This window comes from Leisingera aquimarina DSM 24565, assembly GCF_000473165.1.
GTDB classification, from domain to species: Bacteria; Pseudomonadota; Alphaproteobacteria; order Rhodobacterales; family Rhodobacteraceae; genus Leisingera; species Leisingera aquimarina.
On record NZ_KI421504.1, the window covers coordinates 2,298,476 to 2,319,098 of the forward strand.

Below are 20,623 nucleotides of genomic sequence, written 5' to 3' on the forward strand. Positions count from 1 at the left end.
GAGAGAACGACCGATGCACCTGGCCTATGTGATGACCCAAGAACGCGGTGCCACCGACCGCCTGCTGAGTGAGCTGGCTGAGAAATTGCAGGCCAAGGGCATCCGCCTGGCAGGCATCGCGCAGACCAATGTCGAATGCTACGACAAGGAGCTGTGCGACATGGATGTCCGGGTGCTGCCTGACGGCGAAACCATCCGGATTTCGCAATCCCTGGGCGCAGGCGCGCGCGGTTGCCGCCTCAACCCGGAAGCGCTGGAACAGGCTGTCGGCCAGGTCTCTGCCACGCTGCAATCGGACCCGGCACCGCAACTGATGATCGTCAACAAATTCGGCAAGCACGAGGCCGACGGGCGCGGTATGCGGCCGGTCATCGGCGAGGCGCTGGCCCTTGGCATTCCGGTGATTTCCGGCGTCAATAAGATGAATGTGGAGCCGTTCCAGGCCTTTGCCGACGGCATGGCCGTGGAGGCAGGACCGGATCTTGAGGTCCTGGTCGCCTGGGCAGAACAGGCCGTGGCCGAAACCGCCTGACTCGCGCATTCCCATTTCAAATCAAACGGAAAGCCCGCGAACTTCACGCGGGCTTTTTGCTGCGCCGGGCAGCGCGCGGGCGCGCGCGCCTGCAGCTGAACCACCATCGTCCGGTCTGAAAAAGAGAGAAGATGGTGGGCGACCCTGGAATCGAACCAGGCGTGCGTCTCCGCGAGGGAGTTACAGTCCCCTGCCACACCTTGCGGCCTGTCGCCCACTGTCAGTTGCATGTTGCACCTGATGTGGAGGCGTGATTACAAGCAGGCCAAAGGGGCGTCAACCGGAAAAACGCAAGTTTTCAGCACGCCTTGAAAATTCTTTCTGCCGGAGAGCAAAATGACCAAGAAGCCCAAATGGGTCGTCGCAAAAGAACAGTCCAAAAAAGCCGCCTCGGCAGAAACCGTGTGGCTGTTCGGGCTGCATGCGGTGCGCGATGCGCTGATGAATCCCCAACGCGAAAAACTGCGCCTGATGGTGACCATGAACGCCGAAGTGAAACTGTCCGATGCCATCGCAGCCTCGGGCGTCGAAGCCGAGGTGATCGACCCGCGCAAGTTCAACCCTCCGATTGACGCGCAGTCGGTGCATCAGGGCGCCGCACTGGAAGTGAAGCCCTTGAACTGGGGCGGGCTGGCCGACAACTGCATTGGGCGGGAGGCGCCGCGGGTGCTGCTGCTGGATCGCGTCACCGATCCCCATAACGTCGGCGCCATCCTGCGCTCGGCAGAGGTGCTGGGCGCCAGCGCCGTCATTGGCACCCGCCACCATTCGGCGCCGGAAACCGGGGCGCTGGCCAAGACCGCCAGCGGCGCGCTGGAACGGCAGCCCTATTTGCGGATGCGCAACCTGGCCGACACTATCACCGAGCTGCAGAACATGGGTTTCATCGTGCTGGGTCTGGACGGCGAAGCGGAGGACACCATCGAGACCGCGCTGGACAGCAAAAAGCACCTGCCGGTGGCGCTGGTACTGGGCGCTGAAGGCCCGGGGTTGCGCCAGAAGACCAAAGAAACCGTCGACGGGCTGGTCAAAATTGACGCCGCGGGCGGTTTTGGCTCGCTCAATGTCTCCAATGCGGCGGCTATCGCGCTATATGCCTCTATCGCCCGGTAGGGCCGCGGCACTGGCCATCACGGGCTGATCACATCTGCGTATGCTGTCTTTGCAGGGGCAGTGCGGTGCGGCAGAGTCGGAAGTCTGTTGCAAGAATTGAATGGGGTGCAATGTGGCCTTGCGTCTGGCCCTGATGGCTGTTGCGGTGATCTTTCTGTCCCTGCCGGGTGTGGCGCGGGCGAATGCTTCTGTGTTTTCAGCGCGCGCGGGGGTCGCCATCGGAGGTTATGACGCCGTCGCGTTTTTCGAAACTGGCACGGCCAAACCCGGACGGCGCGGCCATGCGGTGATGTGGAAGGGCGTTGTCTGGCGGTTTGCATCGGCCCGCAATCAGGCGCAGTTCGAGGCCAACCCGCGGGCCTATGCGCCGGCCTTTGGCGGCTACTGCGCCTATGCGATGTCGCAGGGGCGGCTTCATGATGGAAACCCGCAGATTTGGGCCATCGTTGACGGTGAACTGTTTCTTCTGAACAACCGCACTGTCCAACATCTGTGGCAGGAGGACACCGTGCAGATGATTGCGGATGGCCGCGCGCATTGGCCTGCGGTTTTGAGGAAATAGCCTGTCACCTCACGATTGCGAGAGGTGCTCTTTTATTTTTCAGACTGTGACCCATATTCAATAGGGACTGCGGAGTGGAACCACCGCAGATCTTTTTCACTGTCCCTCGTTCCATACCTAGCGCCCGGTTCGTCCGGGCGCTTTTTTGTTTGCGGGCGGCGAATCCGGCTTTGCGCAGGCGGGCGGCAAAGCTAGGGTGCGCGGCATGACAGAATACAGTGATAAGCATCTGAAAGCGGTCCTGGAGCAGGCCAAGACGGTGGCGGTTGTCGGCGTGTCGATGAACCCGGTGCGCCCCAGCTATTACGTGGCGCGCTATCTGGGCCTTAAGGGGTACCGGGTGATTCCGGTGAACCCCGGCCATGCTGGCAAGATGTTGTTTGGAGAGACGGTGCGGGCCAGTCTTTCTGATATCGATGCCACGGTGGATATGGTCGACATCTTCCGCCGCTCCGAAGCGGTGCCGCCGATTGTGGACGAGGCGCTGGAAATGTTTCCTGACTTGCAGACCATCTGGATGCAGATCGGGGTGCAACATGCTGAGGCTGCTGCCAAGGCCGAGGCGCGCGGTGTGACGGTGATCCAGAACCGCTGTCCCAAGATCGAATATCAGCGTTTGTTCGGAGAGTTGCGGTTCGGCGGTTTCGCCACCGGAATCATATCCTCGAAACTTTGAGGGGGCGCGGGGCGGAGGTGCTCCCGCCCATTCCTGCACCCTTCGGGGCGGCCTCCACGGTTGGGCCGGGCTCCGCTGCGCGGCGCAAGAAGAAGGTTTTGCTGTGAGACCCTTGAGAGGGTGAGGGCCGTCTAGGAATTGATTCGGGAGATCAAATCAGGCCCGAACGGGCGGAGCCCTGCCCTCAAGGGCCTTTCTGATTGTGTTTTCCGAATGCGCGTCAAGGGCAAGCCGCGCTGGCGCGCGGAGGTTGCGCCTGCCTTGATCCGCGGCCGCAGGAGGGGGGTCAGCTCTTGCGGCGGCTGGCCTTCTCGGTGACGCCGCTCAGGCCCTGGCGTTCCGCCAGCACCTGCAGCACATCGTCCAGCGCCACATTGCGGGCGGCCAGCATCACCAGGAAATGATAAAGCACATCGGCCCCTTCTGAGGCGAGCCCCGCCTTGTCATCCTTCACCGCTTCGATGATGGCCTCGATGGCTTCCTCACCGAATTTCTCGGCGCATTTCTCCGGTCCCTTGGCCAGCAGCCTGGCGGTCCAGCTGGTGTCCGGATCAGCGCCCTTGCGCGAGAGGATGGTGGTTTCGAGATCGTGCAGCAGGCTCATTACATGCCCCTTCAGTTCAACCGCATCGGAATGCCGGCGGCGGCCATGTGGTTCTTGGCTTCCTGAATGGTGTATTCGCCGAAATGGAAGATTGAGGCCGCCAGTACAGCACTTGCGCCGCCCTTGGTCACACCCTCCACCAGGTGATCCAGGTTGCCGACGCCGCCTGAGGCGATCACCGGCACGTCCACCGCATCGGAAATCGCCCGCGTCAGCGGCAGGTTGAAGCCCGCTTTGGTGCCGTCGCGGTCCATCGAGGTCAGCAGGATTTCCCCGGCCCCCTTGGCCACCACGGTACGGGCAAATTCCACTGCGTCGATGCCGGTGGGCTTGCGGCCGCCGTGGGTGAAAATCTCCCAGCGGCCCGGCTGCACCGTCTTGGCGTCGATGGCGCAGACGATGCACTGGCTGCCGAACTGATCCGCCGCGTCGGCGATCACATCCGGGTTGGCCACGGCGGCGGAATTGAACGAGACCTTGTCAGCCCCCGCCAGCAGCAGTGCGCGCACGTCGTCCTTGGTCCGCACCCCGCCGCCCACGGTCAGCGGCACAAAGCACTGCTCGGCGGTGCGGCGCACCACGTCGAACATGGTGCCGCGGTTTTCATGGGTGGCGTGAATATCGAGAAAGCAGATCTCATCCGCGCCGGCCGCATCATAAGCCTTGGCCGATTCCACCGGGTCGCCCGCGTCGCGCAGGCCGACAAAGTTGACGCCCTTGACCACGCGCCCGTCGGCGACGTCGAGACAGGGGATGATACGGGTCTTCAGCATGATGATCTGCCTTTCAAGCTGCTTGCGCCGTGGGTACGCAAACACCGCTGAAAGCGCAACAGGTATGGCCGCCCGTGCGCGTTTTGGTCCGGGCGGGCTGCTGTGGTATTCTGCCGCGCAGAGCTTCTGGAGGGCAGCAAGGTTCTGCCCATGCCGGAAACGTGAATTGCCAGCCGGGACCGCTTGCCTTGTTTTCATCCTATCACCGCACATTTCGGAGCAGTTGTTATGACAAAACCCCTTATCCTTGCCGGAGCCATCGCCCTCATGTCCGCATTGCCCGCCGCCGCCGAGCTGATGAAAGTGCCAAGCCAGAAACCCGTGGCCGAAACCATGGACGCGCTGCAGGCCGCCGTTGAAGGCGCCGGGGCCACCGTCTTTGCCCGGGTGGACCATGCTGCGGGCGGGCAGCAGGCAGAGCTGGAACTGGCGGCCTCGCAGCTGCTGATCTTCGGCAACCCCAAGCTGGGCACCCCGGCGATGCAGGCCGACATGCGGGCGGGGCTTTATCTGCCGCTCAAGGTACTGGCGTATGAGGATGCTGAGGGCCAGGTCTGGCTGACCTATGAAGATCCGGCGGAGATGCTCTCCGGTCTCGATATTCCTGCCGATGCCGGTTTCATCGCCAAGATGCAGGGCGCACTGGGCAAGCTGACGGAGGCAGCGGCGCAATAAGCCGCGGGAGCTGTTGCCGGCCTTGCTGTGCCTTAGCGGTGCGGGCGGGAACGGTGGCGGTCGATCGCCACAGCAATCGCCCATAACCCCCCCCCCCAAGAGAGACGGGACCAAAGATCAGCGGCCCCCAGGCGGCAAAGACACCCATGGTATAGGCGGTCTCCGCCAGATCGCGGCCCAGCACCACACATGGATTGGCAAAGCCCTCGTGGATTTCACAGCCAAAGCCGAACCCCAGCAGCATCACAAAGGCAATGCACAGCAGCCACAGGACGATGGGCCCTAAGGCCAGAATGGCAAGGATGCGGCGGATCCAGCGCATGCGGCCTCCCGGTTCCGGTAAAGCGTCAGGCCTTCAGAACAGCCAGCGCCTCTTTCAGATCTATCGCCCCGTCATACAACGCCCGGCCTGAAATGGCACCGTTCAGCGGTGCGGCGCAGGATTTCAGCGCCCGCAGATCGTCCAGCGAGGACACGCCACCGGAGGCAATCACCGGAATGCTGACGGCATTGGCCAGATCGGCGGTGGCCTCGACATTTGGGCCTTTCATGGCGCCGTCGCGCAGAATGTCGGTGTAGATGATGGCGGCAACACCGGCGTCCTCGAAAGATTTGGCCAAATCTGTGACCATCACGTCGGTCTCCTCAGCCCAGCCCTTGGTGGCGACCTTGCCGTTGCGGGCGTCGATGCCGACGGCGACCTTGCCGGGGAATTCGCGTGCCGCTTCGCGCACCAGATCCGGGTTTTCCACCGCCACGGTGCCCAGGATCACGCGCGCCAGGCCTTTGCCGATCCAGCGTTCGATGGTGGCCATATCGCGGATGCCGCCGCCCAGCTGCGCGGGCACTTTGGTCTGCTTCAGGATCTCCTCGACCGGCGCGGCATTCACCGGCTCACCGGCAAAGGCGCCGTTGAGGTCCACCAGATGCAGCCATTCGCAGCCCGCCGCGACAAATTCCAGCGCCTGGGCGGCGGGGTTGTCGTTGAACACGGTGGTCTTGTCCATCTCGCCATGCAGCAGGCGCACGGCCTGGCCGTCTTTGAGGTCAATCGCGGGGTAGAGGATCATCCGGGCGGTCCTTCGTGAAATCAAGCTGGCGGTGTTTTGCACAAGCGCGGCCTGAATTGCAACGCGACCCGAAGTCAACCTTGCCAGAAGCGGCCCATCAGGGACAGGCTGCCTGAAAAACAGGGAGGAAATGGAATGAAGCATCTACTGGCAGGTATGGCCGTGGCCCTTGGGCTGGCGGGCGCCGCGGCGGCGGATCCGGTGCTCGGCATCTGGAAAACGCAACCCGATGACGGCTCTTATGCCCATATCCAGATGGCCGAATGCGGTGCCGCGGTCTGCGGCAAGATCGCCCGTACCTTCAATAGCGATGGCGAGTATCAGTCCCCCAACATCGGCAAAACGCTGGTGATCGATATGGTGCCCAACGGCGACGGCTCTTACGAGGGCAAGGTCTGGAGGCCGTCCAACGATAAAGTCTACATCGGCAAGATGGACATGGCCGGAAATAGCCTTGCCCTGCGAGGCTGTGTGGCGGGCGGGCTGATCTGCTCAAAGCAGACCTGGATGCGGATCAAGTAAACTCGGCGGGGGCCTACAGCAGCCCCAGCTGCACCGGGATCGGCGCATAGCCGCGTTTCATCTGCCGGTCCCGGAAGCGTTCAAAAATCGCCATCGCCTCTGCTTGGGCGGCAAAATACGTCCGCTTCTGAACCCCGCCTGGCGCATTCAGCGGTCCCGACACACGCTCAACACACCAGTCGCCGAACAGCGTCGGCGTCAGGCTCAGCTGGCAATAGCGGTGCTTGCCTTCACTATGGTCGTATTTCTCGAAGCGGATGTGCAATGGGGGACCCGGGGCGCGTAAAAAGGTCCGCACCGTATGCATCGAAGCGGACCTTTTGTCCATTACCGTACACAGCCGATTTTAGAGGCTGGCGCCGGAGCTACACATCGCCGGTGTATTCGCCGCGCGCCGGGTAGTTGTTGGGGATCGCAAAATCCAGCGCCGCCACCAGTTCCGCGAAATGCGGGCGCACAAACGGCATGGTCTGCACCGCGCCGTAATACAGCGTCTGCTCCGGTGTCACCAGAAACAGGCCGGGTTCCGAGAACAGCGCGGGTTCTTCGATCCCGATCGAGGTCTTGCCGCGCGAGGTAGAGATATAGAGGCCCCAGTCCTTGGCCGCCGAGAGCGGCAGGTCATAGCCAAATCGCAGTTCCTTGGCTTCGATCTTGTCGGCCATCGCGCGGGTGCGCTCCTGGCCGTCCGAGCTGATAGCGATGCAATCAACACCGCGCTCAGCGAAGGCCGCGACCTTCTTCTCGAACTCCTTCAGATAAGTGGCGCAGATCGGACAATGCAGGCCGCGGTAGAAACAGATCACAGTGCCGCGCTCAGCAGTTTCCGCGGACAGGTCGAACGGACCGTGGTCCAGCGTCGGCAGGGTCAGCTCTGGGGTTTTCTGGCGGGGGATCAGCATGGGGATGCTCCTTGTAAGTCGTGGTGTGAGTGGTGGCGTGAGTGGTGGTTGAACCACTGTATTGCGCAGCTTAATGTCTTATAAATCCGAAAAACATGACGGGAACCTCGAAATCATGGACCGCCTCACTACTTTGATGGACCGCTTTCAGCTCGCCGTGCAGGCCGCCGGGCCTGGAGAGGCCAATCTGATTGCGCTGGCAGATGAGGCGGGGCAGCCGGTGCGGATCCTCTATCGCGCTAAGGGCACGCTGGCGGATCCCGACCCCGGCACGGTCATGTGGGCCGCGCGGGTGGAATGGTCGGGCAACAGCAATCCGTTCCTGGCGGCCCTGCCGCCGGTTGTGGACTACGGCATCGGCAGCAATGCCGAGGCGCAGGGGCTGGTTCGCTTGATGCGGGACGAGGCCGAGGGGCAGCATTGCGGCGCGCAATCTGTGATCAACAGGCTGGGCGAGGTGCTTATGGTGCGCCTGTTGCGCAATCAGATCCAAAAGGGGGCCACTGAACCGGGGCTGCTGGCAGGCCTTGCAGACCCGCGCCTCAGCCGGGCCATTGTGGCAATGCACGACCATCCCGGCAGGCTTTGGACCAATGCAGATCTGGCGCAGGAAGCGGGGCTGTCGCTGTCGCGCTTTTCTGAACTTTTTGCGTCGGAGGTCGGGGAAACCCCAATAGGGTATTTGCGCCGCTGGCGCCTGATCCTCGCGCATCAGGATCTTGCCCGCGGCGACAGGGTTGAGGCGGTGGCACGCCGCTATGCCTATGGTTCGCCCGAAGGATTCACTCGCGCCTTCCGCAAAGTTTACGGTGTCGCGCCGGTTTCGTTGCGTCGTGCGGCTTAGGATGCTCGCTGTCTAGGAAAGTTGTTTCAGGCTGGCAGTGCGGCGTAAATGAGTATTTATAAAAAGGTGAAAGAGCAGGCAGCGCATTTCATCTTTTCTCAAATACTCCCTTTCCCCTGCCCGGCAGGCGGCTTTGCCGCCGAGAGGGGAGGCAACGGCGCGCCAGCGCCGTTCCATTATGGTTTCCAGGTCAGGAAATTCCCGATCATCCGCAGGCCCGTGGCCTGGCTTTTCTCAGGATGGAATTGCATGCCCAGCATGGTGTCCCGCCCGACCACCGCGGTCACGTCGCCGGCATAATCCACATGTGCCAGCCGTTCTGCCGGGGTGGACACGCGGAAATGGTAGGAGTGCACGAAATACACGTGATCGCCGGAAGCAATACCGTCAAATACCGGGTGTGCTGTCTCGATCACCAGATCGTTCCAGCCCATATGCGGCACCTTCAGGGATGCATCTGCCGGCGTGATCTTCACCACATCGCCGCCAACCCAGCCTAGGCCCGGGGTCTCCTCGTATTCATGCCCGGTGGTCGCCATCAGCTGCATGCCGACGCAGATGCCCAGGAACGGGCGGCCCTTCTGCTCCACCGCCTCGACCATGGCGTCATAGATGCCCTTGTGGCCGCGCAGCTCTGCCGCGCAGGCGGGAAAGGCGCCGTCGCCGGGCAGAACCAGCCGGTCGGCCCGGGCAACCACATCGGCGTCGGAGGTCACAACGACCTCGCCCGCATCCACTTCCCGCGCCATGCGCTGAAAGGCCTTCTCGGCGGAGTGCAGGTTGCCGGATTCGTAATCGATAATCGCGGTCAGCATAACGGGCTCTCCAGGCGGTAAGAAACTCGCATGCTGCCTAGCGCAACAGCCGGGCGCTGCCAAGCCTTCAGCGGATGTGCAGCACCTCCTCCAGAACTTCAGGGGCCAGCGGTGTGCCATCCGCGGTGGCGGCGTGCTGCTGGAACACCTTGAAGCCCGGCGGAACCGTGGCGCCGCGCACTGCGTCGTCCAGAAAGATGAACTTGCTGTTGTCCGGTGTGAATTCGAACCAGCCGGGGTCATCGAAAGTGCCCGCATAGACCCCCAGCCGGTCCGGCCAGCGTTCGAATGTCAGATGGGTCTTTGTGCCGCAGTTTGCGCAGAAATGCACGTTCACCTCCTTGCCGCTGCCGCCGGAGAGGTGAGCGTAGCGGGCTGGAGACCCTTCGGTGATCTGAAAACGGGTGATGTCGAAAATCGGTTCCACCATTCCCAGCGCACCCGTGGCCCGCTGGCAGAACCGGCAAAAGCAGGCAGTGACCCACAAGGGGTCGCTGGTTACCTGGTAACGCAAGGCGCCGCACAGGCAGCCGCCGTCGTGAATGGTCATTGAATAGCCCCCCTGCAAAACAACTGCAGGGAGCATATCACGGATCGGCTGTTACAGCGCACCCTTGGTGGAGGGAATCGCATCGGCTTTGCGCGGGTCGGTTTCCACCGCCAGCCGCAGCGCGCGGGCCACGGCTTTGAAGGCCGCCTCCGCAATGTGGTGGCTGTTGAACCCGTGCAGCTGGTCGATGTGCAGGGTGATGCCGCCATGGGTGCTGAGCGCTTGGAAAAACTCGCGCACCAGCTCGGTGTCAAACGCGCCGATCTTCTGGGTCGGAAGTTCCACGTTCCAGATCAGGAAGGGGCGCGCCGAGAGGTCCAGCGCGCAGCGCACCTGCGCGTCATCCATCGGCAGGTGGCACTCGCCATAGCGGCGGATACCTTTTTTGTCCCCCAGCGCCTGCACCAGCGCCTGACCCAGCGCAATGCCGGTGTCCTCCACTGTGTGGTGGTCGTCGATGTGATAATCGCCCTTGGCGCGGATGGTCATGTCGATCAGCGAATGGCGCGCCAACTGATCCAGCATGTGGTCGAAAAAGCCAACCCCGGTCCGGTTGTCATAAACCCCGGTGCCGTCGAGGTTGATCTCGACCGAGATATCGGTTTCCGCGGTCTGGCGGGTCACTGTGGCGGTACGCATCTGCGGGCTGTCCTTCGTCAAGCTGCAGGGGCGCTTATAGGGCGGGCAGGGGGCGTGGCTCAAGTGCGGCATTGTGCATGGGGGCCAATCTGTTGCAGCAATCCCGGTCTCTTGCGCCAGCACCGCCGCCGTGCGAGCTTGGGCGCAAATTCCTGACCTTCCAAAAGGGGCACCCATGTCCACCTGCGTTTTTGTCCAAATCCGCTGCAAGCCCGGCACCACCTACAAGGTGGCCGAGGAAATCGCGCTGCGCGAAATCCACTCCGAACTCTACTCCACCAGCGGCAATTTCGACCTCATGATGAAGCTCTACATCCCCACCGGAGAGGATGTGGGCAAATACATCAATGACCAGCTGCTGCAGATCGAAGGGATCGAGCGGTCGCTGACGACAATGACCTACAAGGTGTTCTGAAACAGAAAACGCCCCGCAAACCGGGGCGTTCTTTGATTGGTTCAGGGCGGATCAGGCCGCAAGCAGCCCTTTGTCCTTCAGCTCCTCAAAGGCGCTGTCGATGGCAACTTTCATCCGCGCCAGCATGTCATCAACCTCATCCTTGGTAATGATGATCGGCGGGCACAGCGCCACCGCATTGCCTGCCACCGCCCGCAAGATCAGCCCGTTTGCCTCGCAGGCCCTCTGCGCCGCCGCCCCTGCGGCGCCCTTGTCAAAGCTAGCGCCGGTGGTCTTGTTCGACACCAGCTCCAGCGCCGCAATCAGCCCCTTGCCGCGCACTTCGCCAACCAGCGGATGATCGGTGAAGATCCCGCGCAGCTGCGCCTGCATATAGGCCCCGACATCCGCAGCGTGCTCAAACAGGTTGTCGCGCTCATAGATCTCCAGCGTTTTCAGTGCTGCCGCACAGGCCGCCGGGTGGCCAGAGTAGGTGTAGCCGTGGCCGAACACGCCGACCTCGTTAGTCTGGTCGATCATTGCCTCATACATCCAGCCGGGAATCACCGAGGCTGAAATCGGGAAATAGGCCGAGCTCAGCTGCTTGGCAAAGGTCATCAGGTCCGGTTTGATACCCATCGTAGTGCAGCCGAAATCCGCACCAGTGCGCCCGAAGCCCGTGATGACCTCATCCGCCCAGACCAGAATGCCATGTTTGCGTAGCAGCGCCTGCAGCTTCTCGTAGTATCCTTCCGGGGGCACGATCACGCCCGACGCGCCGGTGATTGGCTCCACGATCATCGCCGCGATGGTGTCGGGGTCTTCCGCCAGGATCTGCTGCTCCAGGTTGCCGATGATGCGGTCGACGAACTGCGCCTCGGTCTCGTTGCCCTGACGGCCGGTGTAGTAATGCGGCGCGTCCGAGCGCAGGATCGACAGCGCCTCCAGCGGCGCGTCGAAATGCGCCAGATTCGCGGGCAGGGAGGTCAGCGACCCCGCCGCCACAGTCACGCCGTGGTAGCCGCGTTCGCGGGTGATGATCTTGCGCTTTTCCGGCTTGCCGATAGCGTTGAAGTAATACCGCAGCATCTTCACGTGGGTGTCATTGGCGTCCGAACCGGAGTTGCCAAAGAAGATATAGGCATCCTCCACCGGGACCATCGCCTTCAGCTTTTCCGCCAATTCCATAATCGGCGCGTGGGTCTTGCCGCCGAAGGTGTGCGAGAACGGCAGCTTGTGCAGCTGCTCGGTGATCGCATCCATCACTTCGGTGTTGCTGTAACCCAGCGAGGTGCACCACAGGCCCGCCAGCCCTTCGATATATTTGTTGCCGTCCGAGTCGTAGACATAAATACCTTCGCCGCGGTCCAGGCACAGCTGCTCGGTCGCGGTGAAATTGGTGGTGGGATAGATGACAGGGGCCATGGCCAAACTCCTTGCGCGAAACACCCATGAACGTCCCATGGGGCCTATTGCCGATAGAATTGGCGCGTTTCACGAGTCGCGTCAAAGGAATTTGATCAAATTAAAGCCGCAATTGGCAGAAAAGCGAAAGGCCGCCCCGAGGGACGGCCTTTTCGGTTTTCGAATGGAGCGGGCGAGGCGATTCGAACGCCCGACCCTAACCTTGGCAAGGTTATGCTCTACCCCTGAGCTACGCCCGCGCTGCCATTCGGTGAAGCGGTATTTAGGGTTTTCCGAATTGACCCGCAAGAGGAAAATGACCGGGGAGGGAAGAAAGTACGCCGCATTCGGTTGGGGCAGAAACGCGAAAGGCCGCCCCGAGGGACGGCCTTTTCGGCTTTCGAATGGAGCGGGCGAGGCGATTCGAACGCCCGACCCTAACCTTGGCAAGGTTATGCTCTACCCCTGAGCTACGCCCGCGCTGCCATTCGGTGAGGCGGTGTTTAGGGCTTTCCCAAAAGGGCCGCAAGAGGAAATTTTGAAAACCGCGCAAGTCTCTGTGGATAAGCGCTAATCTTCGCTTTCCAGGAAGCTTCGCAGGCGGATCTGCAAGGCTTCGCCGTCCTGGATCTCGCATTCCCAGACGGTCAGCACCTGCCAGCCGGCCGTTTGCAGCGCGGCCAGATGTTCGGCATCGCGCTGCTTGTTGCGCATCAGTTTGGGTTCCCAATAGTCGCGGCGCGTTCCGGGGATGCGCCCATCCCGGCAACTGTGCAAATGCCAGAAACAGCCATGCACAAAGATCACCTTGCGGCGCGGGCCGAACACCAGATCGGGTTTGCCGGGCAGGTCCTTGCGGTGCAGGCGGTAGCGAAAGCCAAGCCCGTGCACCATCCGGCGCACCAGCATCTCCGGCTTGGTATGCTTGGCGCGGATCTTCGCCATATTGGCGCTGCGTTTTTCCGGTGTCAGGCTGTCGGCCATTCCACGTGATGCCTGGATTGTTCCACCATGCGGGCATGGTAGCTGCTTTCAATCCGGCAGGAAACAAAAGCACTGGCCGGGCAGGGCGGCAGCTCCAGCGCCTTGATCAGCTGGGCATCCTTCTGGCCTTCCAGCAGCACGATCTGCTCGCGGGCTAGAATATCGCGGGTCCCGGTTCCGCCATCCGCCCGGATCCGCCGCATGAAGTCCTTCTGCTGCGCCACCGCCTCAACCACGTCGCGGGGGATGGGGCGGCCCCGGATCTGCCGGAACAGCTGCGCCATCCGCTCATTTCCCGTTCTGCCGGCAAAGATCCTGTCCACCGCGGTCTCCTCTGCAGTGCGCCAGAAGTTGGCCGGGTAGGGCTGGTCCTTCAGCAGCCACAGGATATGGCGGAACCCCTCGGCAGAAATACTGCGCTTGGCGTCCTTGTTCTGGCCGGCTGTCAGGTAGTCACGCCGGGCAATGACCAGCCCCAGATAGCAGCGCGCCCGCACCTCATCCGCCGCCACCAGCAGGCAGGCGCAGTCCAGCGCCTCGGTGGGGATCATCCAGTTCGTGCCCATGGTGTGCTTGATGTCCACGTCCCGGCCCAGGATCTCGGTATCCAGCCGCCCCTTGCGCAAGCGCAGCAGCGCCCGCAGCTCAATCTCGACCCGCGTTCCGATATAGGTCTTTTCGGTCTTCTCCAGCTCTTCATAGGCGCGCCGCCCGGTCTTGGGCGTCATGATCACGTCGTCGATGCATTGCCGCAGCATCTGCGGCACGTCGTGTTCCAACGCCAAGGCGCCGCCTGCACGCGTCGTGATCTCCTCCGCCAGTTCGCAAAGGACTGTGAAATCCGGGTGGCCGGGCAGAATAAGACTGTTGGGAAGTTTCTGTTTCATACAGCGTTCCGCGCACGACCGGACATGGCCCCTAACGTGCTGTCGCTACGCTCGCACTGCATGCAGTTTCGGCTTGGCAATTGCTGCTCTCAGCTCCCGCGCCACGGCCTCGGCCACCGGCGGCGGAAAGGCATTGCCGACCTGGCGGTAGGCGTTGGTCTTGGCGCCGGTGAAATGCCACGCGTCGGGGAAGCCCTGGATGCGCGCCACCATCCGCACCGTGAGGCGCGGCATGTCGTTGTGGAACGGATCTGGCGCCTCATAGGCGATGGTGCGTCCCTCAACCCCCAAGGCTGCCCAGGCCCGACGGGCGCGGGTCGGCCCCAGATCCGGCCCCCCGTGTTTCTTGGAACCGCCGACGATGGTGGGGGCAATTTCATCCGCCTTGGCGGCCCAGTCGTCCGCCCCGCGCCAGCCGCGTTCCTTCATCAGGTCGATCAGGGTTTCGCCAACTGTGCGCGGATTGTGCGGCAGCGGCTCGGGCCAGTTGAATTGGCCTGCGAATTCCTTGCGCAGGGCGACAATCGCCACCCGCGGACGCAACTGCGGCACGCCATAATCCGACGCATTCAGCAGCCGCCAGTCGGTCACATACCCCAGCTTGGACAGCTGTTTCTTCAGCTTTTCGCGGTAGTCATGAAACACCGCGTCCAGAAAGCCGCGCACGTTTTCGATCATCACCGCGCGCGGGCGGGTGGCGTCCACGATCTCGATCGCGTCATCAAACAGGTTGCGCTCGTCTTTTTCACCCAGTTGCTTGCCGGCCACGGAAAACGGCGGGCAGGGCAATCCGCCCGCCAACAGGTCGATACCTTTGTAATCGCCCGCCACGTCCTTGAATTTGCGCACGTCCTCTTCCAGCACGTTCCAAGCGGGGCGGTTGTGGCGCAGAGTGGCGCAGCAATGCTTGTCGATCTCAACCAGCGCCGTGTGGTCAAAGCCCGCCGCCTCCAGCCCCAAGGCCTGGCCGCCCGCGCCTGCGCATAGTTCTACCGATGTCAGCATTCTGCTCTGCCCGTGTGTTTGTGTTCTTGCTCTGTTCCTATGCGCAATGGTGATTCCGCACAAGGTTTTCCGCACCGGGGTAGAGTATGCGCAAATCCCCAAAAGCGAAAGGCCGCCCCGAGGGACGGCCTGTTCGTTTCCCGATGGAGCGGGCGAGGCGATTCGAACGCCCGACCCTAACCTTGGCAAGGTTATGCTCTACCCCTGAGCTACGCCCGCGCTGCCATCCGGTGAGCCGTGAGATAGGGTGTGGCTGTACGCGCTGCAAGAGGAAAATCGGCGGCAGAAGAAAAAATCTGCGCCCACAGCGACGGAAGAGGCCGGGGCGTGCGTTTCATTTGCAAACAAGCGGATTTTCGAAGGGAGATACAGGCCATGCTTTGGAAAGACTATCTGCGGATCGGCAGCTTGAGCGCAGCAATTGTCCTGGGAGTGGTTCTGCAGGGGGCACAGCATTCCAGAGCGCCTGAGGCGGAAGGCTGGGCCGGTCAGATCGAAGAGATCAAGCCGGCGCCGGTTGACACTGTGACGCTGCCGCCAACCGCAAAGTTCCGCACCTGATCAGGAGGCATGGCGTTTTCCGGCGCGGAAAACGGCCCGGAAAACACGTATTTTCCGCGCCGGAATTCTTGCAGAATTCCGGTTCCGCCAGCCAATGAAAGACACTGAAAAGGGCGCCTCGCCGGCTGACGGGGCGCCCCTTCTGAATTTGACGGAATCTGCGGCTTATTCCAGCTCGATCAAAAGGTCCTTGGCATCGATCTGGGTGCCGGCCTGGACGTGGACGGCCTTGACCACCGCGTCGCGCTCTGCGTGGATGCCGGTTTCCATCTTCATCGCCTCGATGGTCAGCAGCATGTCGCCTTCGTGGAGCTGCTGGCCCGGCTGCACCGCAACGCTTGCCACCACACCCGGCATCGGCGCGCCGACGTGGTTTGCATTGCCGGCTTCCGCTTTGGCGCGCTGTTCGGTCGAGGCCTTGACCAGACGGTTCGGCACCCGGATCACCCGCGGCTGGCCGTTCAGTTCAAAGAAGACCTTCACTTCGCCCTTGACGTCGGTCTCGGAAATCGCCTGCAAGCGGATCTCCAGGGTCTTGCCCGGATCGATCTCGGCGGTGATTTCCTCGCCCGGCTCCATGCCGTAGAAGAAGGTGCGGGTCGGCAGGCTGCGGACCGGGCCGTACTGGCGGTGGCGGCCCATGTAATCCAGGAACACCTTGGGGTACATCAGGTAGCCGTTCAGATCCTCGTCATCGACCTTGAAGCCTTCCAGCTCCTTGCTGAGCTCGGCGCGGACCGCTTCCAGATCGACCGGCTCAAGATGTGCGCCGGGGCGTTCGACATTCGGCGCTTCGCCTTTCAACACCTTGGAAACGATGCCTTCCGGGAAGCCGCCCGGAGGCTGGCCCAGGTTGCCGCGCATCATGTCGACCACCGAGTCGGGGAAGGCCACGTCTGTTTCCGGGTTCTCGACCTCGTCGCGGGTCAGGCCCTGGCTCACCATCATCAGCGCCATGTCGCCAACCACCTTGGACGACGGTGTCACCTTGACGATATCGCCGAACATCTGGTTCACGTCGGCATAGGTCTGCGCCACATCCGACCACTTCTCTTCGAGGCCCAGCGAGCGCGCCTGCGCCTTCAGGTTGGTGAACTGGCCCCCCGGCATTTCGTGCAGGTAGACCTCAGAGGCCGGCGCGGCGAGACCCGATTCAAAGGCCGCGTACTGTGCCCGAACCTGCTCCCAGTAGCCCGAGATTTCGCGGATCTTGGCGATATCCAGCCCGGTGTCGCGGTCGGTGTTGCGCAGGCCTTCGACAATCGATCCCAGGCAGGGCTGCGAGGTGCCGCCACTGAACGCATCCATTGCCGCATCCACAGCGTCGACGCCCGCATCTGCGGCGGCCAGAATGGTGGCGCCGGCAATGCCCGAGGTGTCATGGGTGTGGAAGTGAACCGGCAGGCCGACCTCCTCCTTCAGCGCCTTGACCAACTGGCGGGCGGCGGCGGGTTTCAGCAGGCCCGCCATGTCCTTGAGACCCAAAACATGGGCGCCTGCGGCCTCCAGTTCCTTGGCCATGCCGACATAATACTTCAGGTCGTATTTGGCGCGGTTCGGGTCCAAGATATCGCCGGTATAGCAGATGGTGCCTTCGCAGACCTTGCCGCTTTCCACCACAGCGTCCATGGCGACGCGCATGTTCTCGACCCAGTTAAGCGAGTCAAAAACGCGGAACACATCGACGCCGGTGGTTGCCGCCTGGCGCACAAACTCCTGCACCACATTGTCCGGATAGTTGGTGTAGCCGACGCCATTGGAGGCCCGCAGCAGCATCTGGGTCATCACATTCGGCATCCGCTCGCGCAGATCGCGCAGTCGCTGCCAGGGGCATTCCTGCAGGAACCGGTAGGCCACGTCGAACGTCGCACCGCCCCAGCATTCAACCGAGAACAGCTGGCTGAGGTTCTGCGCATAGGCCGGCGCCACCTTGATCATGTCGATCGAGCGCATCCGCGTCGCCAGCAAGGATTGGTGCCCGTCGCGCATGGTGGTGTCGGTCAGCAGCAGCTGGCGCTGCGCCTTCATCCAGTCGGCCACCGCCTGCGCGCCCTTCTGCTCCAAGAGGTTGCGGGTGCCATAGGGCAGGTTGCCCGGTTCCGCATGCGGCGCGCGCGGCTGTTTTAGGTCGGCAGCGGGGGCTGCGCGGCCTTCGGTCTCGGGATGGCCGTTCACCGAAATGTCGGCGATATAGGTCAGCACCTTGGTGCCGCGGTCGCGGCGGCGCTTGAACTGGAACAGGTCGGGCGTTTCGTCGATGAATTTGGTGGTGTATTCATTCGACAGGAAAGTCGGGTGCTTCAGCAGGTTCTCGACAAAGGCAATGTTGGTGCTGACACCGCGGACCCGGAATTCGCGCAGCGCGCGGTCCATGCGGGCAATCGCCTTTTCCGGGGTCTGGGCCGAGGCGGTGACCTTGGTAAGCAGCGAGTCATAATAACGGGTGATCACGCCGCCCGCATATGCGGTGCCGCCATCGAGGCGGATGCCCATGCCGGTCGCGGACCGGTAAGCGGTGATGCGGCCGTAATCCGGGATGAAGTTGTTCAGCGGATCCTCGGTGGTCACACGGGTCTGCAGCGCGTGGCCGTTCAGGCGGATGTCATCCTGGCTGCCTTTGCCGGTGGCTTCAGCCAGGGTTTTGCCTTCGGCGATCAGGATCTGCGCCTGCACAATGTCGATGCCGGTGACCTCTTCGGTCACGGTGTGTTCCACCTGCACCCGCGGGTTCACTTCGATGAAGTAGAACTTGCCGTCGTTCATATCCATCAGGAATTCGACGGTGCCGGCGCATTCATAGTTCACATGCTGGCAGATCTTGCGGCCTAGATCGCAGATCTCGGCGCGCTGTTCGTCGGACAGATACGGGGCAGGGGCGCGCTCGACCACTTTCTGGTTGCGGCGCTGAACCGAGCAGTCGCGTTCGAACAGGTGATAGATCTCGCCGTGTTTGTCGCCCAGGATCTGCACCTCGACGTGGCGGGCGCGGGTGATCATCTTTTCCAGATAACCCTCGCCGTTGCCAAAGGCGGCTTCCGCTTCGCGGCGGCCTTCCAGGACTTTCTCTTCCAGCTCCGCTTCGCCCAGGATCGGACGCATGCCGCGGCCGCCGCCGCCCCAGGAGGCTTTCAGCATCAGCGGGTAGCCGACCTCGGCCGCTTCCTTGCGGATCGCGTCCATGTCGTCGCCCAGCACCTCGGTTGCCGGGATTACCGGCACACCGGCCTCAATCGCGACCCGGCGGGCGCTGGCCTTGTCACCCAGCGCGCGCATGGTTTCGGCCTTGGGGCCGATAAAGGTGATGCCGTTGCGCGCACAGGCATCGACGAAATCCGGGTTTTCCGACAGCAGGCCGTATCCAGGGTGGATCGCATCGGCGCCGCATTCCTTGGCAACGCGGATGATCTCGTCGATCGACAGATAGGCCGCAACCGGCCCCATGCCTTCGCCGATCCGGTAGGCTTCGTCCGCCTTGAACCGGTGCAGGCCGAGCTTGTCTTCCTCGGCATAGACAGCGACGGTGCGTTTGCCCATTTCGTTGGCGGCGCGCATCACGCGGATGGCGATCTCACCACGGTTGGCAATCAGGATCTTTTTGAAGTCGGTCATTTCACCCTCGGGGTCCGTGCAAGTTGGTGCAGTGTTAGGCGGATACTATCGAACCGCACAACAGTAGTTCTGGGTATTTCCGGCATGATTGCGCTCTCAAGCGGCCTGTTTTCTCTTTCGTCATCTGCTGTTTGCCCGCCGGCCGGTCCAATCGGGGACTTGGGGGCATGGCGCTAACAGGTGCAGATTCTGCCGAAATTCTGCACTTGCAGCATGATTTTGTAACTATTTTTCTGCAACGCAGCGGGCAAATGATGCGGCTGCTGCGTCATTTTGGCGCAATTCCCCGGATTTTGTCCGAATTGCGCCAAATCTGCGTGTAATCAGTCCAGTTCACGCTGCTGCAGGTTGCGGACGTCATCAAGGCCGGGCAGGCCAAGCTGGCTCATGTTGGCTTGCATGTCCTTGGCCAGCATATCGATCAGGTGGGCTGGGCCTGCAGGGCCAAGCGCGGCCAGCGCATAGTGGAAGGCGCGGCCCAGCATGACAAAATCCGCCCCCAGCGCCAGCGCCCGGAGAATGTCCAGCCCGCCTTCGATACCGCTGTCAAAGATCAGCGGGACATCCACCGCGGCGCGGATTTCCGGCAATAGGTCAATTGCCGCAGGGCAGCCGTCGAACTGGCGGCCGCCGTGGTTGGATACCCAGAGTGCGTCGGCGCCGGCCTGCTGCAGCCGCGCAGCATTTTCGGCGCGCAGGACGCCCTTGATGACAAGGGGCCCGTCCCAGTTGCGGCGCAGCCAATGCACATACTCCCAATCCGGAGAGGTGCGCAGCAAGTAGCCGATATGCGCCGTTGGCGGCAAATTCGCCTGCGGCGCCGAGATGTATTTGTCCAGCGTGCGCATCCGCGGCATGCCCCGCCCTTCAAGACGCCTGCGCGCCATCCCCAGCGCCCAGGCCGGGCGCTGCGCAATCTGCGCCAGCAGCCGCGGGGTCAGCCGCGGCGGCTGGGTCAGGCCGGAGCGGGTCTGCCGCTCGCGGCGCGACGCCGCCGGCACATCTACCGTCAGCACCAAGGTCTCGAACCCGGCATCCCGCGCCCGCGCCAGCAGGTCGCTGCGGATGGCCTCGTCCTTGGGCGGGTAGAGTTGAAACCAGGCATCCCCGCCCAGATGCGGCGCCAAGTCCTCGGGCGATTGGCTGGCAACTGTTGAGAGGCAAAAGGGGATGCCGGCCGCGGCGGCGCTGCGGGCAAGGACACCCTCGGCATCCGGCCAGATCAGGCCGGACATGCCCACGGGCGCAATGCCAAAGGGCAGGGCGCGGCGACTGCCAAGAAACAGGACAGACAGGTCCGGGTCCATCGGTCCATGCAGCACCGACGGAAGAAACCCCGCCCGGTCCAGGCCCGTCCGGTTCCGCGCCCGCGCGGCCTCGGATCCGGTGCCGCTGTCCAGATAGTCCCAGACAAACCGGGGCAGCCGCCGCTCGGCGCGGCGCTTCAGGTCATCAAGGCCGGGGTATCGCTGATGCAAGTCCATGCGGGCATTGGTACGTTC

Annotated in this window: 26 protein-coding genes and 4 tRNA genes; 10 read left to right on the plus strand and 20 right to left on the minus strand. The window is 62.7% G+C overall.

The window, feature by feature from the left end; genetic code table 11:
• The first annotated feature begins 13 nt into the window (after nucleotides 1–13).
• A complete protein-coding gene (locus AQUI_RS0115425; protein WP_027258301.1) occupies nucleotides 14–532 on the plus strand; it encodes a DUF2478 domain-containing protein in 519 nt (172 codons plus the stop codon).
• A 132-nt stretch (nucleotides 533–664) separates the two neighbouring features.
• Here AQUI_RS0115425 and AQUI_RS30840 read toward each other — a convergent pair.
• Nucleotides 665–748: transfer RNA gene (locus AQUI_RS30840), tRNA-Tyr, on the minus strand.
• Between the two features lie 120 nt (nucleotides 749–868).
• Here AQUI_RS30840 and rlmB point away from each other — a divergent pair.
• The 3 genes from rlmB (at nucleotide 869) to AQUI_RS0115440 (ending at nucleotide 2,883) form a co-directional block, all read left to right on the plus strand.
• Nucleotides 869–1,645, plus strand: a complete 777-nt coding sequence (gene rlmB / locus AQUI_RS0115430; RefSeq protein ID WP_027258302.1) for a 23S rRNA (guanosine(2251)-2'-O)-methyltransferase RlmB — start codon at nucleotides 869–871, stop codon at nucleotides 1,643–1,645.
• A gap of 112 nt (nucleotides 1,646–1,757) precedes the next feature.
• On the plus strand, nucleotides 1,758–2,207 hold the full coding sequence (locus tag AQUI_RS0115435) for a YHS domain-containing (seleno)protein (RefSeq protein WP_245596928.1): 450 nt from the start codon (nucleotides 1,758–1,760) through the stop codon (nucleotides 2,205–2,207).
• A 205-nt stretch (nucleotides 2,208–2,412) separates the two neighbouring features.
• A complete protein-coding gene (locus tag AQUI_RS0115440; RefSeq protein ID WP_027258304.1) occupies nucleotides 2,413–2,883 on the plus strand; it encodes a CoA-binding protein in 471 nt (156 codons plus the stop codon).
• A gap of 286 nt (nucleotides 2,884–3,169) precedes the next feature.
• On the opposite strand, the gene AQUI_RS0115445 is transcribed toward AQUI_RS0115440, so the two are convergent.
• Nucleotides 3,170–3,487 carry a phosphoribosyl-ATP diphosphatase gene (locus tag AQUI_RS0115445; protein WP_027258305.1) on the minus strand — a complete coding sequence of 106 codons (318 nt, stop codon included), beginning with the start codon at nucleotides 3,485–3,487 and terminating at the stop codon, nucleotides 3,170–3,172.
• Nucleotides 3,488–3,498: 11 nt separating this feature from the next.
• Complete coding sequence (gene hisF / locus AQUI_RS0115450) at nucleotides 3,499–4,260, minus strand: imidazole glycerol phosphate synthase subunit HisF (RefSeq protein WP_027258306.1); 762 nt, start codon at nucleotides 4,258–4,260, stop codon at nucleotides 3,499–3,501.
• A 228-nt stretch (nucleotides 4,261–4,488) separates the two neighbouring features.
• On the opposite strand from hisF, the gene AQUI_RS0115455 reads away from it, so the two are divergent.
• The gene (locus tag AQUI_RS0115455; protein ID WP_027258307.1) at nucleotides 4,489–4,935 is read left to right on the plus strand and encodes a DUF302 domain-containing protein; all 447 of its coding nucleotides are present in this window, start codon (nucleotides 4,489–4,491) and stop codon (nucleotides 4,933–4,935) included.
• On the opposite strand, the gene AQUI_RS30845 is transcribed toward AQUI_RS0115455, so the two are convergent.
• On the minus strand, nucleotides 4,880–5,257 hold the full coding sequence (locus tag AQUI_RS30845) for a hypothetical protein (protein WP_156916846.1): 378 nt from the start codon (nucleotides 5,255–5,257) through the stop codon (nucleotides 4,880–4,882). The two genes, AQUI_RS0115455 and AQUI_RS30845, sit on opposite strands and share 56 nt — an antisense overlap.
• Nucleotides 5,258–5,282: 25 nt before the next feature.
• Complete coding sequence (gene hisA, locus AQUI_RS0115460; RefSeq protein WP_027258308.1) at nucleotides 5,283–6,005, minus strand: 1-(5-phosphoribosyl)-5-[(5-phosphoribosylamino)methylideneamino]imidazole-4-carboxamide isomerase; 723 nt, start codon at nucleotides 6,003–6,005, stop codon at nucleotides 5,283–5,285.
• 135 nt (nucleotides 6,006–6,140) lie between these two features.
• Here hisA and AQUI_RS0115465 point away from each other — a divergent pair, with 135 nt between their 5' ends.
• Complete coding sequence (locus AQUI_RS0115465) at nucleotides 6,141–6,527, plus strand: DUF2147 domain-containing protein (protein WP_027258309.1); 387 nt, start codon at nucleotides 6,141–6,143, stop codon at nucleotides 6,525–6,527.
• A 13-nt stretch (nucleotides 6,528–6,540) separates the two neighbouring features.
• Here the strand turns inward: AQUI_RS0115465 and AQUI_RS0115470 are convergent, their stop codons facing one another.
• Both AQUI_RS0115470 and AQUI_RS0115475 read right to left on the minus strand, forming a co-directional pair.
• Entirely contained in the window at nucleotides 6,541–6,792 is a 252-nt protein-coding gene (locus AQUI_RS0115470; protein WP_027258310.1) for a WGR domain-containing protein, read from the minus strand.
• A gap of 100 nt (nucleotides 6,793–6,892) precedes the next feature.
• The gene (locus AQUI_RS0115475) at nucleotides 6,893–7,429 is read right to left on the minus strand and encodes a peroxiredoxin-like family protein (RefSeq protein ID WP_027258311.1); all 537 of its coding nucleotides are present in this window, start codon (nucleotides 7,427–7,429) and stop codon (nucleotides 6,893–6,895) included.
• Between the two features lie 115 nt (nucleotides 7,430–7,544).
• Between AQUI_RS0115475 and AQUI_RS0115480 the strand changes: the two genes are divergently transcribed.
• Nucleotides 7,545–8,273: an AraC family transcriptional regulator gene (locus AQUI_RS0115480; RefSeq protein ID WP_027258312.1), complete on the plus strand. Its 729-nt coding sequence runs from the start codon at nucleotides 7,545–7,547 to the stop codon at nucleotides 8,271–8,273.
• 12 nt (nucleotides 8,274–8,285) lie between these two features.
• Here the strand turns inward: AQUI_RS0115480 and AQUI_RS31545 are convergent, their stop codons facing one another.
• The 4 genes from AQUI_RS31545 to hisB form a co-directional block, all read right to left on the minus strand.
• Entirely contained in the window at nucleotides 8,286–8,450 is a 165-nt protein-coding gene (locus AQUI_RS31545; RefSeq protein ID WP_156916847.1) for a hypothetical protein, read from the minus strand.
• Nucleotides 8,450–9,088 carry an imidazole glycerol phosphate synthase subunit HisH gene (gene hisH, locus AQUI_RS0115485; RefSeq protein WP_027258313.1) on the minus strand — a complete coding sequence of 213 codons (639 nt, stop codon included), beginning with the start codon at nucleotides 9,086–9,088 and terminating at the stop codon, nucleotides 8,450–8,452. Before hisH ends, AQUI_RS31545 begins: the two co-directional genes overlap by 1 nt.
• A 67-nt stretch (nucleotides 9,089–9,155) precedes the next feature.
• Nucleotides 9,156–9,638 carry a GFA family protein gene (locus AQUI_RS28165; protein WP_051371914.1) on the minus strand — a complete coding sequence of 161 codons (483 nt, stop codon included), beginning with the start codon at nucleotides 9,636–9,638 and terminating at the stop codon, nucleotides 9,156–9,158.
• 51 nt (nucleotides 9,639–9,689) lie between these two features.
• On the minus strand, nucleotides 9,690–10,277 hold the full coding sequence (hisB, locus tag AQUI_RS0115495; RefSeq protein ID WP_027258314.1) for an imidazoleglycerol-phosphate dehydratase HisB: 588 nt from the start codon (nucleotides 10,275–10,277) through the stop codon (nucleotides 9,690–9,692).
• A gap of 175 nt (nucleotides 10,278–10,452) precedes the next feature.
• Between hisB and AQUI_RS0115500 the strand changes: the two genes are divergently transcribed.
• The gene (locus AQUI_RS0115500) at nucleotides 10,453–10,692 is read left to right on the plus strand and encodes an Lrp/AsnC family transcriptional regulator (protein WP_027258315.1); all 240 of its coding nucleotides are present in this window, start codon (nucleotides 10,453–10,455) and stop codon (nucleotides 10,690–10,692) included.
• A gap of 51 nt (nucleotides 10,693–10,743) precedes the next feature.
• On the opposite strand, the gene AQUI_RS0115505 is transcribed toward AQUI_RS0115500, so the two are convergent.
• From AQUI_RS0115505 to AQUI_RS0115535, 7 genes are all read right to left on the minus strand, one after another.
• Complete coding sequence (locus tag AQUI_RS0115505) at nucleotides 10,744–12,096, minus strand: aminotransferase (RefSeq protein WP_027258316.1); 1,353 nt, start codon at nucleotides 12,094–12,096, stop codon at nucleotides 10,744–10,746.
• A 164-nt stretch (nucleotides 12,097–12,260) separates the two neighbouring features.
• Nucleotides 12,261–12,335: transfer RNA gene (locus tag AQUI_RS0115510), tRNA-Gly, on the minus strand.
• A 145-nt stretch (nucleotides 12,336–12,480) separates the two neighbouring features.
• Nucleotides 12,481–12,555, minus strand: a tRNA-Gly gene (locus AQUI_RS0115515).
• A 90-nt stretch (nucleotides 12,556–12,645) separates the two neighbouring features.
• Entirely contained in the window at nucleotides 12,646–13,059 is a 414-nt protein-coding gene (locus tag AQUI_RS0115520) for a very short patch repair endonuclease (RefSeq protein WP_027258317.1), read from the minus strand.
• Nucleotides 13,044–13,946, minus strand: a complete 903-nt coding sequence (locus AQUI_RS0115525; protein ID WP_027258318.1) for a NaeI family type II restriction endonuclease — start codon at nucleotides 13,944–13,946, stop codon at nucleotides 13,044–13,046. Before AQUI_RS0115525 ends, AQUI_RS0115520 begins: the two co-directional genes overlap by 16 nt.
• A gap of 45 nt (nucleotides 13,947–13,991) precedes the next feature.
• On the minus strand, nucleotides 13,992–14,951 hold the full coding sequence (locus AQUI_RS0115530; protein WP_027258319.1) for a DNA cytosine methyltransferase: 960 nt from the start codon (nucleotides 14,949–14,951) through the stop codon (nucleotides 13,992–13,994).
• A gap of 144 nt (nucleotides 14,952–15,095) precedes the next feature.
• A tRNA-Gly gene (locus AQUI_RS0115535) sits at nucleotides 15,096–15,170 on the minus strand.
• Nucleotides 15,171–15,326: 156 nt separating this feature from the next.
• Between AQUI_RS0115535 and AQUI_RS0115540 the strand changes: the two genes are divergently transcribed.
• Nucleotides 15,327–15,512: a hypothetical protein gene (locus AQUI_RS0115540; RefSeq protein WP_035920028.1), complete on the plus strand. Its 186-nt coding sequence runs from the start codon at nucleotides 15,327–15,329 to the stop codon at nucleotides 15,510–15,512.
• A 165-nt stretch (nucleotides 15,513–15,677) separates the two neighbouring features.
• Here AQUI_RS0115540 and AQUI_RS0115545 read toward each other — a convergent pair whose 3' ends face one another.
• Nucleotides 15,678–19,121: a pyruvate carboxylase gene (locus AQUI_RS0115545; protein WP_027258321.1), complete on the minus strand. Its 3,444-nt coding sequence runs from the start codon at nucleotides 19,119–19,121 to the stop codon at nucleotides 15,678–15,680.
• 167 nt (nucleotides 19,122–19,288) lie between these two features.
• Here AQUI_RS0115545 and AQUI_RS30855 point away from each other — a divergent pair, with 167 nt between their 5' ends.
• Nucleotides 19,289–19,444, plus strand: a complete 156-nt coding sequence (locus AQUI_RS30855; protein ID WP_156916848.1) for a hypothetical protein — start codon at nucleotides 19,289–19,291, stop codon at nucleotides 19,442–19,444.
• On the opposite strand, the gene AQUI_RS0115555 is transcribed toward AQUI_RS30855, so the two are convergent.
• The gene (locus AQUI_RS0115555; protein WP_027258322.1) at nucleotides 19,445–20,605 is read right to left on the minus strand and encodes an alpha-hydroxy acid oxidase; all 1,161 of its coding nucleotides are present in this window, start codon (nucleotides 20,603–20,605) and stop codon (nucleotides 19,445–19,447) included.
• Nucleotides 20,606–20,623 lie beyond the last annotated feature (18 nt).

Bases quoted from the DNA above. Each gene is read 5' to 3' on its own strand.
- hisF (WP_027258306.1), bottom strand. From the start codon at position 4,260: ATGCTGAAGACCCGTATCATCCCCTGTCTCGACGTCGCCGACGGGCGC.
- AQUI_RS28165 (WP_051371914.1), bottom strand. From the start codon at position 9,638: ATGACCATTCACGACGGCGGCTGCCTGTGCGGCGCCTTGCGTTACCAG.
- AQUI_RS0115555 (WP_027258322.1), bottom strand. From the start codon at position 20,605: ATGGACTTGCATCAGCGATACCCCGGCCTTGATGACCTGAAGCGCCGC.
- hisH (WP_027258313.1), bottom strand. From the start codon at position 9,088: ATGCTGACCGCGATTATCGATTACGAATCCGGCAACCTGCACTCCGCC.
- AQUI_RS0115525 (WP_027258318.1), bottom strand. From the start codon at position 13,946: ATGAAACAGAAACTTCCCAACAGTCTTATTCTGCCCGGCCACCCGGAT.
- AQUI_RS0115480 (WP_027258312.1), top strand. From the start codon at position 7,545: ATGGACCGCCTCACTACTTTGATGGACCGCTTTCAGCTCGCCGTGCAG.
- AQUI_RS0115465 (WP_027258309.1), top strand. From the start codon at position 6,141: ATGAAGCATCTACTGGCAGGTATGGCCGTGGCCCTTGGGCTGGCGGGC.
- AQUI_RS0115540 (WP_035920028.1), top strand. From the start codon at position 15,327: ATGCTTTGGAAAGACTATCTGCGGATCGGCAGCTTGAGCGCAGCAATT.
- AQUI_RS0115545 (WP_027258321.1), bottom strand. From the start codon at position 19,121: ATGACCGACTTCAAAAAGATCCTGATTGCCAACCGTGGTGAGATCGCC.
- AQUI_RS0115500 (WP_027258315.1), top strand. From the start codon at position 10,453: ATGTCCACCTGCGTTTTTGTCCAAATCCGCTGCAAGCCCGGCACCACC.
- AQUI_RS30855 (WP_156916848.1), top strand. From the start codon at position 19,289: ATGGCGCTAACAGGTGCAGATTCTGCCGAAATTCTGCACTTGCAGCAT.
- hisB (WP_027258314.1), bottom strand. From the start codon at position 10,277: ATGCGTACCGCCACAGTGACCCGCCAGACCGCGGAAACCGATATCTCG.
- AQUI_RS30845 (WP_156916846.1), bottom strand. From the start codon at position 5,257: ATGCGCTGGATCCGCCGCATCCTTGCCATTCTGGCCTTAGGGCCCATC.
- hisA (WP_027258308.1), bottom strand. From the start codon at position 6,005: ATGATCCTCTACCCCGCGATTGACCTCAAAGACGGCCAGGCCGTGCGC.
- AQUI_RS0115475 (WP_027258311.1), bottom strand. From the start codon at position 7,429: ATGCTGATCCCCCGCCAGAAAACCCCAGAGCTGACCCTGCCGACGCTG.
- AQUI_RS0115520 (WP_027258317.1), bottom strand. From the start codon at position 13,059: ATGGCCGACAGCCTGACACCGGAAAAACGCAGCGCCAATATGGCGAAG.
- AQUI_RS31545 (WP_156916847.1), bottom strand. From the start codon at position 8,450: ATGGAACGGCGCTGGCGCGCCGTTGCCTCCCCTCTCGGCGGCAAAGCC.
- rlmB (WP_027258302.1), top strand. From the start codon at position 869: ATGACCAAGAAGCCCAAATGGGTCGTCGCAAAAGAACAGTCCAAAAAA.
- AQUI_RS0115440 (WP_027258304.1), top strand. From the start codon at position 2,413: ATGACAGAATACAGTGATAAGCATCTGAAAGCGGTCCTGGAGCAGGCC.
- AQUI_RS0115425 (WP_027258301.1), top strand. From the start codon at position 14: ATGCACCTGGCCTATGTGATGACCCAAGAACGCGGTGCCACCGACCGC.
- AQUI_RS0115445 (WP_027258305.1), bottom strand. From the start codon at position 3,487: ATGAGCCTGCTGCACGATCTCGAAACCACCATCCTCTCGCGCAAGGGC.
- AQUI_RS0115505 (WP_027258316.1), bottom strand. From the start codon at position 12,096: ATGGCCCCTGTCATCTATCCCACCACCAATTTCACCGCGACCGAGCAG.
- AQUI_RS0115455 (WP_027258307.1), top strand. From the start codon at position 4,489: ATGACAAAACCCCTTATCCTTGCCGGAGCCATCGCCCTCATGTCCGCA.
- AQUI_RS0115530 (WP_027258319.1), bottom strand. From the start codon at position 14,951: ATGCTGACATCGGTAGAACTATGCGCAGGCGCGGGCGGCCAGGCCTTG.